Origin of the sequence: uncultured Frigoribacterium sp., assembly GCF_963515265.1 — a bacterium.
In the GTDB taxonomy this organism is placed as follows: domain Bacteria; phylum Actinomycetota; class Actinomycetes; order Actinomycetales; family Microbacteriaceae; genus Frigoribacterium.
Window position 1 is genome coordinate 1 of record NZ_CAUPYL010000100.1, and the last position, 8990, is coordinate 8990.

The following is an 8990-nucleotide window of genomic DNA, read 5'->3' on the forward strand; positions in this document are numbered from 1 at the left end:
CCCCCCGCGCCCGGGGCCCCCCCCCCCCCCGGCCCGCGGGGTTGGCCCCCCCCCCCCCCCCCCCGCGCCCCCCCCCCCCCCCCCACTCCGGGGTGCGAGACGCGGCGAACGCGCTCGGCCCGACTCCCGCGCCTCCTACGCGGCCAGGCGCTCGCGCTCGCGCCGGCGCCGTCCGCCCATCACGACCACCACCGCCACCATCGCGGCGAGCGCCAGCCCCACGATCGCGGGAGCCCCGACGTCGACCGCGCTCTCCAACCCTCCGCGCGTCGCCTGCGCGCCGAGCCACAGCGCCGTCGCCCCCTGCACCAGGTAGGCGACGAGGTACACGGCCGAGAGCGTCCCGGCACGGTGGTGCTCGGGAGCGAACCGCGACACGAGCCCGAGCCCCGACGCGAAGAACAGGCTGTAGCCGACCCCCGACAGCACGCAGAACACCAAGAACAGCGCGAGCGACTGCTGTGCCGCAGCCAGCACCAGCGCGGTGAAGCTCGCCGCGGTCGCGACCGCCGCCACGACGACCGCGATCACGACCGGCACCCGCCGCGACGCGAGCGCCACGACCGCGATGACGACCATCGACAACGCGATGATCGCGCCGGTCACGAACGCGTTGGAGCTGCCGATCAACGTCGTCCCGATCTCGGCACCGAGCGACAGCACCACCGCACCCAGGGCGTAGGAGGCGCTGACACAGACGGCCGCGGCGCCCACCACCCCGAGGAGCCCCCGCGGCACGCTCAGCCCCCGTGGCCGCCAGCGCCCGGCCGTCGCGTCCCGGTCGCGGGGCAGGCGCCACACGAGCGCCAGCACTCCGAGCTCGACGACGAGCAGCACCCAGTAGGTGAGGTGCAACGGCTCCGGCGCGTACTGGACGAGCGCACCGCCGAGCAGGGTCGCGAAGACGAGGCCGACTGCGGTGGAGGCGGTGCTGATCGCTCCCGTGCGGGCGGAGTTGACCGGCCCGGCGATGTCGATCATGGCGGCGGTGGCGGGGCTGAGCGACAGTCCGACGCCGAGGCCCATGAACGCCCGCCCGACCAGGACCCAGCCGACGTTCGGCGCCAGCGCGAAGAGCAGCACCCCGACGATGGAGGCGCTGACGCCGAGCAGGATGCTCGCCCGGCGACCGATGGTGTCGCTCAGGCTGCCGAAGACGAGCAGCACGACGACGAGCACGAGCGGGTACACGGCGAAGATCGCGGTCGTCACGAACGGCGTGAGCTGCCAGTCGGTCGCGTAGAGCGGGTAGACCGGCGTCGCGGCGCCGCTCGTCCACAAGGCGAGGGCGAGGACGGAGGCGCAGGTCCAGAACGCGAGGCGCTGAGCGTGGGGCATGAGCGCGACGCTAGCGCGCCTCCACGCCGGCTCGTGCCCCGCGTGGGCCAGCTTCGGGCGCACCGGCGGGCGAGTTCGTCGCACACGGGCCGTCACGACCGCCCGCCGCCGACGAACTCGCCCGGTCAGGAGGGGTGATCGGCGCCAGACGCCGTCGACGCTGCCGGTCGCGGGAACGCCGCCCGCATGTGGTCCGTCGTCAGCAGGTCGCCGATGCCGATCATCAGCAACGAGAACACGATCTGCTCGACGACCATCCAGCCGGGGTAGAGCCCGGGGATCGTCGCGACGATCAGCGTCACGATCGGAAAGATCCGGCTGAAGAGCCGCAGCCGCGAGTACGCCCACCAGTAGCCGAGCTGGGCCCGCCAGGCGAAGACGTAGAGCGACGCCGTGATGAAGAGCACCACGGTCGAGCGGAACCACACGGCCCACGGCACGTGCTCGCCCCGGCTCCACAGCACGGCGGCGATGAAGATCGCGGTGAGCCCGACGACGGTCTCGCCGAGCAGCAGCCACCGGATGCCCATGAAGGCCCGCACTGTGCGCGGGTGCTCGCGCATGTCCTCGTGGATGACGTGCTGGGCCTGACGTCCTCCGGCGATCCTGTCCAGCCGGAGGCGCCTCCACAGCCGGTCGGCGGAGTCGCTGAGGGTACTGGTCGCGTCCACACCGTCCCGGGGCCCGACCACCTCGCCTCGCACCGTCCGCACCGTTCGCACCACCCCATCGTGCCCCATGCATCAGTGTGTTCCCGTCACTCTGCTCCGATCTCCCAGTCGTAGCCGTCGCGTTCCGCGTCGTAGGCGAAGCACGTCGAGAACGAGGCGACCTGGAGGAACTCCTCGATCATCTCGACGTAGTAGTTGCCGAGGACGGGGCTCCTGAGGATGAGCCGCGGCTCACCGGTGGAGCCCTCCGTCAGCTCGACATCGAAGTCACCGGCGCGCGCCCAGTGCTCCCGCAGGTCGTCCGCGAGCTCTCGGAATGCCGGAGGCCTGCTCACCGGCAACGCCGTGTGGCTCCCCCAGCTCGCCGCTCCTGGGGAGCAGCCGGTGAGCGAACCACTGGTCGACTCGACTTCGCCCGTGACGAGGTCCGGCGGAACGAAAGCGGCCACCTCCCGCTCGATCTCCTTGACGACGACCCTGATCTCGGCGAGGGTCTGCTGCGAGATCTGCGTTCTCGCCCCCGCGCCGTTGGACGCCTGTCTCCACGAGCATCCTCCCAGGCTCGCGGTCAGGACCACGGCAAGCATCGCCGCCCCTCCAGCAGTCCAGGCCGCCCTCACTGCGGGTCCACCGAGCGCAGCTCTTTGAGGACGTCGCGGATGACCTGTTGGTTCTGCCGCGAGTCACTCGCGATCAGCCCGTGGTTGACGAGCAACGTCGCGACTCGGAGGAAGAGGGGCGAGTTCCACTTCGTGGCGCGGTCGGCGTCGCTCTCGTACACGTGCCGCTCGAACTCGGCGAGGTACTGGGGGTTGTGGTGCCGGTAGACGACGCCCGTCGCCTGCACCACACCGAGTGCGTCGTCGTAGCGGAACGAGTCGTACTCGGTGTCCGGCGAGCCGGCCCACTCCTGCACGGCGCCCGCCCCGGCGAGCGAAACGACGTGGTCGAACTTCGCGCCCGCGAGCTCCGACGCCAGGATGTTGGCCGCGCCCCAGCTGTGACCGATCCCGACCGAGCGAGGAGGCGGCGAATCGATCGCCGCCCCGCCGGCGTCGAGTCCGGCCCGGAACGCCGCGAGGCGCTCACCTGACTCACGGGCGAACGCCGAGGAGTTCGCCTGCGCGAGGGCAGCCAGGATGTTCTTCTTCTCGAGCGGGAACTCCCCTTCACCGCCCCCGGGGAACCGCCCGTCCTTGTAGATGAACGCGACGCTGTCGACCTCGTCGTCGGCCATCAGCCGACGCGAGAACGCCCGGAGACCCGTTCCGTCCGCCCAGAAGTCCCCCATCTGCGCGGACGTCCCCGGCACGTACGTGTAGATCCGCTCCGGGGCACCGGCGACGGGCCACTCCCCGAGCATCTCGACGATCCTGTCCGCCGCCCGGTCGTACGTGTACAGCTGCACCGTCGGCGGCACGGCCGTCGCGCCGCGCAGGTACGCGTTCTCCCGCTCGAGCTCGGCCATCAGCTCACGGGCCTGAGGATCGTCCAGCGGATGCCGGGCGATGTCGTCGATCACCCGCTGGTTCTCGACCATCTGCTCGGCCGCCGTCACCGCGTTCGCCCGGATCCGTGCCCGAGGCGGCACGCCGTCCAGGTTGCCGATCAGCCACGGGACGGCGAGCACGAGCGCCTGCTGCGCGGCCGACAGCCCGTCGCCCGAGACGGGGCGCAGCCGGGCGAGCGAGTCCCACCACTCGCGCACCACCTCCGGCGAGGCCTCGGCGATCAGGGTCGCGAGCAGCGGGAGCTCGGCGAACAGCAGGGCCAGGTCGACGGTCGAGAGCCCGTCGAGCAGGCGCAGCGCCTGCTCCGGCGTCGTCGCCTCGCGGACGTCGGCGGAGGCGCTCAAGAAGCCGCTCGTCGCCGGTGCTTCGTAGAGCCCCGCGATGCAGACGCTGTCCGCCGCGTCGCGTCGCTCGACCAGCTCGGCCCACTGCCGCCCTATCCGGGCCAGCTCGTCGTGGCCGGCCTGCTCCTCGCGACGAAGAGCCTCCCTCTCGGCGTCTCGCAGGCCGAGACCGAGCCCGAGACCCACCGAGGGGACCATCGCCTCCTCCGCCTCGAGCACGAGCAGGGACTCGGCCCCGCGTCGCAAGGCCACGTCGACCTCGCCCCGGCGCAGCTCGAGCAGCCGCTGCACCGCGGCGATGTCGCCGACCTCGGCTCCGTACGCCTCGAGCAGCACGCCGTGCTGCTCGACGGCGTCCATCAGGGTCGCCAGCTCGCCGACGAGCACCTCGCCCGTGTCGCCGAACGCGCGGCCGGCCTCAGCCCGCCACTCGGTCGCAGCCCAGCCCAGGCACCTCTCGAGACGGTGCCGGCCGAGGCTGAGGTCGTCGTGCTTCTCTCGTCTCCGCCTCGAGAGACGGGAGATCTCGGCAGGGTCGCCCTTGCCGGGGTCGAGCTCGTCGACGCTCATCTCGCTGCCCCCGCACCGGCGCTGCCCCCGGCCTGCGCCGCGAGCCCCTCGTCGACGGCGCGCATGCCGGCGACGAACTCGGCCGGCAGCGCCGCGAGCCGTCCCAGCAGCTCGAGCGCGAGGTCGACGCGGCGGGCCAGGTGCACGGTCACCTCGCCCAGCACCCCAGCCACGCCACCGGAACCCAGCGCCGCCGAGCAGTCGCCGGTCAGGAGGTGCGAGAACGCCAGCCCCTCCCCGGCTGTCCGCACGGCCGCAGCCATCCCCTCCAGCGCATCCAGGTCTACGTCGATCGTCGCCGCCATGCCTCGCCTCTCGTCAGTGGAAGATCCTGTGCCCGATATGTCAATGTCGGCTCACGTGGGCATCACCCTAGCAACGCCGAACGCCCGGCCGTGGACGGATCCACAACCGGGCGTTCACCCCACAGGGGCAGAGGGAGAGACGAGCTACGGACGCTTGCGCTTCTCGCGCACGCGCATGTTCACCGTGATCGGGGTGCCCTCGAAGCCGAAGATCTCGCGCAGGCGGCGCGTGATGAACCGGCGGTACTGCGGGTCGAGGAACCCGGTGGTGAAGAGCACGAAGGTCGGCGGGCGGTTCGCCGCCTGGGTGCCGAACAGGATGCGGGGCTGCTTGCCCGAGCGCAGCGGGTGCGGGTGCTCCGCGACGAGCTCGGCCAGCAGGGCGTTGAACTTGCCGGTGGGGATGCGGGTGTCCCACGACTCGAGCGCGAGCTCGAGGGCCGGCACGAGCTTCTCGAGGTGACGACCGGTGCGGGCCGAGATGTTGACGCGCGGCGCCCACGAGACGTGGTCGAGATCTTGCTCGATCTCGCGCTCGAGGTAGCGGCGACGGTCGTCGTCGAGCAGGTCCCACTTGTTGAAGGCGAGCACGAGCGCACGGCCCGACTCGAGCACCAGGTCGATGATCCGCAGATCCTGCGTCGAGATGGGCTCGGTGACGTCGATGACGACGACGGCGACCTCGGCCTTCTCGAGCGCTGCGGAGGTGCGGAGCGAGGCGTAGAAGTCGGCGCCCTGCTGCAGGTGGACGCGCTTGCGGATGCCCGCCGTGTCGACGAAGGTCCAGATCCGACCGGCGATCTCGACCTGCTCGTCGACCGGGTCGCGGGTGGTGCCCGCGAGCTCGTTGACGACGACGCGCTCCTCGCCCGCGGCCTTGTTCAGCAGCGAGCTCTTGCCGACGTTCGGGCGGCCGAGGATGGCGACGCGGCGGGGTCCGCCGATCTCCTCCTTCGCGACCGTCGAGACGGCGGGGAGCTTCGTCATGATCATGTCGAGCAGGTCGGCGACGTTGCGGCCGTGCAGGGCCGACGCGGGGAACGGCTCGCCGAGGCCCAGCGACCAGAGCGAGGCCGCCTCCAGGTCCTTGCGGGCGTCGTCGCTCTTGTTCGCGACCAGGATGACCGGCTTGTGCGAGGCGCGCAGCATGCGGACGACGTGCTCGTCGGTGGCCGTGGCCCCGACGTTGACGTCGACGACGAACAGCACGGCGTCCGCCAGGTCGACGGCGATCTCGGCCTGCATCGCGACGGACTTGTCGATGCCGATCGCGTCGGGCTCCCACCCGCCGGTGTCGACGAGGGTGAACCGGCGCCCGCCCCACTCGGCCTTGTACGAGACGCGGTCGCGGGTGACGCCCGGCTTGTCCTCGACGACGGCCTCGCGGCGGCCGAGGATGCGGTTGACCATGGCGCTCTTGCCGACGTTGGGGCGGCCGACGATGGCGAGCACCGGCAGGGCCGGCGCGTAGGTGAGGGCGTCAGGATCCCACTCGCCGCCCTCGAGGACGTCGACGTCTTCGTCGTCCAGCTCGTAGTCGGCCAGACCGGCACGCAGGGCGCGGGCACGCTGCTCCGCGTCCTCGTCGGGCATCGCCTGGATGCGGCCGACCATCTGGTCGTCGAGCTCGGGGTACTTGTCATCGTCTGCCATGGAGGCTCCTAGCGTGTGGGGGTGCTCGCTCGCACGAGCTCGACCACGGCCTGCACCGTCTGGTCGAAGTCGAGATGGGTGGAGTCGACGGTCGACACGCCCTCGGCGGCGGTCATGAAGTCGACGACCTTGCTGTCCAGCCGGTCGCGGGTCGACAGCTGCCGAGCGGTCTCCTCGGCGGACTGCCCGGTGACCTCGGCGGAACGCCTGGCCATCCTAGCCTCTTCGCTCGCCGTCAACAGGATGCGCACCTGGGCGTCCGGCGCGACGACCGTGGTGATGTCGCGGCCCTCGGTCACGATGCCGGGCCGGTCGGTCGACGCGATGATGCGACGGAACAGGTCGACCATGAAGCGCCGCACCTCCGGCAGCTTGGCCACGTGGCTGACGGCGCCGGTCACGCGGGGCGTGCGGATCTCGTCCGTGACGTCCGCGCCTCCCACGGTCACCGAGGAGGCGCGGGCCGGGTCGATCTCGATCGCGTACGCGAACGAGGGCAGCGCCCCGATCACGGCGTCCGCGTCGTCGAGGTCGACGCCGCTGTCGAGAGCGTGCAGGGCGAAGGCGCGGTAGGCCGCGCCCGTGTCCTGGTAGTCGTAGCCGAGGGCCACGGCGGAGGCGCGGCTCACGCTGGACTTGCCGCTGCCGGCCGGACCGTCGACGGCCACGACGACGTGCCGGTGCACCGCCTCCGCGGTCCGCTCGCGCAGCTCGGCCGTGTGCGCCTCGCCGGCGGGGCCGCCGACACCGTGCTCGCCGGGGGCGCGCTCGACGTCGAGCTCGACGGGCGAGCCTGCGGAACCAGCCGAGCCGACGGGCCCGGTAGTGTCCTCGGCGCTCATGCGAACGCCCCGGACACGGTCCAGCCGCGCCCCTCGAGCTCGGCGACGAGTCGTTCTTCTTGTTCGGGCACGATGCTGACCTCCGCGAGTCCCACCTGCGCGCCGGGCGAGTGCTCCAGCCGCAGGTCTTCCAGGTTGACGCCGATGTCGCCGATGTCGGCGAGCAGGCGGGCGATCTGGCCCGGGGCGTCGTCGACGATGACGACGACCGAGCTGAACCGTGTCGACTGCCCGTGCTTGCCGGGCAGGCGTGCGACGCCGGTGTTGCCGGCGCCGATGGCCTCGGCGACCGTGCGGCGAGCGCCCGGGGCAGAGGGGTCGGCGAGCGCCGCGATCACGCCGTCGAGGTCGTCGCGCAGGTCGCGCAGCACCTCGACGACACGGGACGCGTTGGCGCCGAGGATCTGCACCCACAGGGCCGGGTCGCTGGCGGCGATGCGCGTGACGTCGCGCACTCCCCCGCCTGCGAGCCCAAGGGAGGCGTCGGTCGCGTCGCGCAGGCGAGTCGCCATGAGGCTCGACACGACCTGCGGCACGTGGCTGACGAGGGCGACGCCCGCGTCGTGCTCCTCGGGCGTCATCTCGATCGGGGTGGCGCCGAGGTCGAGGGCGAGGTCCTCGACGGCCGCGGCGCGGCGGTAGCTGATGTCGTCGTGTCCGGCGATGACCCACGGACGGCCGGCGAACAGGTCGGCGCGGGCCGAGATGGCCCCGCCGCGCTCGCGACCGGCCATGGGGTGCGAGCCGATGTAGCGCGAGACGTCGGCCCCACGGGCACGGAGCTCGTCGAGCGGGGCGACCTTGACCGAGGCGACGTCGGTGACCAGCGCCTCCGGGAACGCGTCGAGCTCGCGGTGGACGATCTCGGCCGTGACGTCGGGCGGCACCGCCACGACGACGAGCACGGGGGCATCGCCCTCGGCGGCGACGCGACCTGCGCCGTAGTCGACGGCGAGGCTGCGGGCCGCGGGCGAGGCGTCGTCGAGGATCACGTCGACGCCGTGCTCGCGCAGCCGCAGCCCGATGCTCGTGCCGAGCAGGCCGGAGCCCACGATCCGCACCTGGCCGTCGAGACGGCGCGTGCCGCCGACGAGGTCGTCGACGGTCACGCCGAGGCGTGCCGAGCTCGTGCTGGGGTCAGCTTCGCTGAAGTCCGTCGAGGAGGCGCGGGTCGGGTCGGTCACGACCGCCCGCCCCCGCGGGGGCCACGTCCCCCGTCGTCGGGGCGGCCACGGAACGGACGGTCGCCGCCGCGCTCGGGGCGTCCGCCGCGGTCGTCGCGACCGGAACGGTCGTCGCGACCCTGGTAACCACCACGGTCATCGCGACCCTGGTAACCACCGCCAGCAGGACGTCCACCACGGTCGTCACGACCCTGGTAGCCACCACCGGCGGGACGCCCACCACGGTCGTCACGACCCTGGTAGCCACCACCAGCCGGACGACCACCACGGTCATCGCGACCCTGGTAGCCACCACCGGCCGGGCGACCGCCACGGTCATCGCGACCCTGGTAGCCGCCACCAGCGGGGCGTCCGCCACGGTCGTCGCGACCCTGGTAGCCGCCGCGCTCGGAGCGTCCCCCACGGTCATCGCGCCCACCGCGGTCGTCGCGACCCTGGTAGCCGCCACCGGCCGGGCGTCCGCCGCGGTCGTCGCGACCCTGGTAGCCACCACGCTCGGGGCGTCCGCCACGGTCGTCGCGGCCCTGGTAGCCACCGCGGTCGTCGCCGTCACGGGCACTGCGGTCCTCGCG

Annotated in this window: 9 protein-coding genes; all 9 read right to left on the bottom strand. The window is 72.6% G+C overall.

Annotated features, from left to right (window positions below; translation table 11 throughout):
- Nucleotides 1-135 precede the first annotated feature (135 nt).
- Nucleotides 136-1338 carry an MFS transporter gene (locus RWM17_RS09220; RefSeq protein WP_314102971.1) on the bottom strand — a complete coding sequence of 401 codons (1203 nt, stop codon included), beginning with the start codon at nucleotides 1336-1338 and terminating at the stop codon, nucleotides 136-138.
- Between the two features lie 125 nt (nucleotides 1339-1463).
- Complete coding sequence (locus RWM17_RS09225) at nucleotides 1464-2042, bottom strand: hypothetical protein (RefSeq protein ID WP_399540369.1); 579 nt, start codon at nucleotides 2040-2042, stop codon at nucleotides 1464-1466.
- A 53-nt stretch (nucleotides 2043-2095) separates the two neighbouring features.
- Nucleotides 2096-2587, bottom strand: coding sequence for a hypothetical protein (locus RWM17_RS09230; protein WP_314102972.1), 492 nt, complete (start codon nucleotides 2585-2587; stop codon nucleotides 2096-2098).
- Between the two features lie 38 nt (nucleotides 2588-2625).
- Nucleotides 2626-4434: a hypothetical protein gene (locus tag RWM17_RS09235; protein WP_314102974.1), complete on the bottom strand. Its 1809-nt coding sequence runs from the start codon at nucleotides 4432-4434 to the stop codon at nucleotides 2626-2628.
- The gene (locus RWM17_RS09240; RefSeq protein ID WP_314102975.1) at nucleotides 4431-4739 is read right to left on the bottom strand and encodes a hypothetical protein; all 309 of its coding nucleotides are present in this window, start codon (nucleotides 4737-4739) and stop codon (nucleotides 4431-4433) included. The genes RWM17_RS09235 and RWM17_RS09240 overlap by 4 nt, the downstream gene beginning before the upstream one ends.
- 144 nt (nucleotides 4740-4883) lie before the next feature.
- On the bottom strand, nucleotides 4884-6392 hold the full coding sequence (der, locus tag RWM17_RS09245; RefSeq protein ID WP_314102977.1) for a ribosome biogenesis GTPase Der: 1509 nt from the start codon (nucleotides 6390-6392) through the stop codon (nucleotides 4884-4886).
- Between the two features lie 8 nt (nucleotides 6393-6400).
- Nucleotides 6401-7234 (bottom strand): (d)CMP kinase, encoded by an 834-nt coding sequence (gene cmk / locus RWM17_RS09250; RefSeq protein ID WP_399540372.1) that lies wholly within the window; start codon nucleotides 7232-7234, stop codon nucleotides 6401-6403.
- On the bottom strand, nucleotides 7231-8343 hold the full coding sequence (locus RWM17_RS09255) for a prephenate dehydrogenase (protein ID WP_314102985.1): 1113 nt from the start codon (nucleotides 8341-8343) through the stop codon (nucleotides 7231-7233). The genes cmk and RWM17_RS09255 overlap by 4 nt, the downstream gene beginning before the upstream one ends.
- Nucleotides 8344-8371: 28 nt before the next feature.
- Nucleotides 8372-8990 (bottom strand): hypothetical protein (locus RWM17_RS09260; protein ID WP_314102979.1); only part of this gene is annotated, 619 nt, incomplete at its 5' end.